Here is a 1,379-nt window from a genome sequence, read left to right as displayed (position 1 = left end):
TGGTAAACTGCACCTGGGGAACCTCCTTTCTTGGTTGGTTCCCCTCTTTTTATCCCAGCTTAGAGTCTCACATGTGTTTGTCCGGGTTCAGCCCTACCTGTTTGACTCCGCTAAACTCATCTGCGCTGCACGCAATTGCAAGGCCCTTAGCAGGTCGGTTTTGCTCAGGATACCCACCAGGTTGCCCAGTGAATCGGTGACCAAAAGCCTTGAGAACCCCTGCTCGGCCATACGCTGCAAAGCGGCTAGCGCCTCGGCGTGTTCGTCTATCTGCAAGGGGGGACGCATGCGCTCGAGCACGCGGGTCTGGGGCGAGGCCCCTTGCAAGTCTTCCAGGCTAATGAGGCCCAAAAGCCGTCCTTCTTCCATCACCGGATAGCCCACGTGCCGTTCGCGCATCATCTTGTCCAGCAGCTCGGCTATGCTCAGGCTGGGTGGTACCCAGGAGACCTCGCGAGTCATCAGGTCGCGCACCCGCAGGCCCTCGAGGGTGCGGTTGAGCATGGCCTGTTCGGCCTCGGCACTGGCCGCCATGAAGACGAAAAAGGCGATGAGAATGAGAAACAGGTTACCCACCAAAAGACCCAGCAAGCCCAGGGCAAAGGCCAGCACCTTGCTAACCGCAGTGGCGGTGCGGGTGGCCTCGAGGTAGGGCTTGTAAAGGGCCAACAGGCTGCGTAAAATCCGCCCGCCATCGAGCGGCAATGCGGGTAGCAGGTTGAACAGGGCCAGGCTCAGGTTGATGAAGCTCAGGTAGCCCAGCAAAAACTGCCCCGCCCCCGCGGGCACCAGCCCGCGCAGCGCTCCGAACAGCACCGCCAGCAGCACGCTCACAATGGGGCCAGCGATGGCGATCACCGCCTCGGTGCCCCGGCTGCGGGGGATGCGTTCGAGCTGGGCGACCCCCCCCAGCAACCACAGGGTAATTTCGCGGGTCTGCACCCCATAGGCCCGCGCGGTAAGGGCGTGGCCCAGCTCGTGGATGAGCACGCTGAGGAAAAGCCCTATGGCCGCCAGCAGGCCCAGCAGGTAGGGGGTTAAGCCCTGCAAGAGTTCCGGCTGGGGGCCAAGCTGCAGCAGACGCAGGTAGACCGGAAGCTGGCTGCCAATCAGGAAGGCAAAAAGGGGCAGCACAATTAGGAAGCTCAGGTCGAGCGAGAGGGGGATACCCAACACCTGAAAGGGGAGCCGGATGGTTCGGGAGAACACCCCGCTCATGCTACACCCAACCCCAACGCCTAGTGTGTAACCCAAGTTGCCACCTATCATCGCCGCCCAATGGGATTAAGTACACTCACGATAGACTTTTACAGTGGGAAACTTTCGGTACATTGAGTTGAGCCAAGAAGAGGATGAACAACTGCGGGCTATCGAGCAAA

1 protein-coding gene is annotated in these 1,379 nt (G+C 60.6%); it reads right to left on the bottom strand.

Going from position 1 to position 1,379, the window contains the following annotated elements:
- Positions 1-93: 93 nt before the first annotated feature.
- On the bottom strand, positions 94-1,209 hold the full coding sequence (locus tag G552_RS0113690; protein WP_027883499.1) for a site-2 protease family protein: 1,116 nt from the start codon (positions 1,207-1,209) through the stop codon (positions 94-96).
- Positions 1,210-1,379 lie beyond the last annotated feature (170 nt).

It is taken from the genome of Meiothermus rufus DSM 22234 (assembly GCF_000423425.1).
Classification (GTDB): domain Bacteria; phylum Deinococcota; class Deinococci; order Deinococcales; family Thermaceae; genus Meiothermus; species Meiothermus rufus.
The sequence above is the reverse complement of the archived record's forward strand: the minus strand, read 5'-3'. Positions and strand labels throughout refer to the sequence as shown.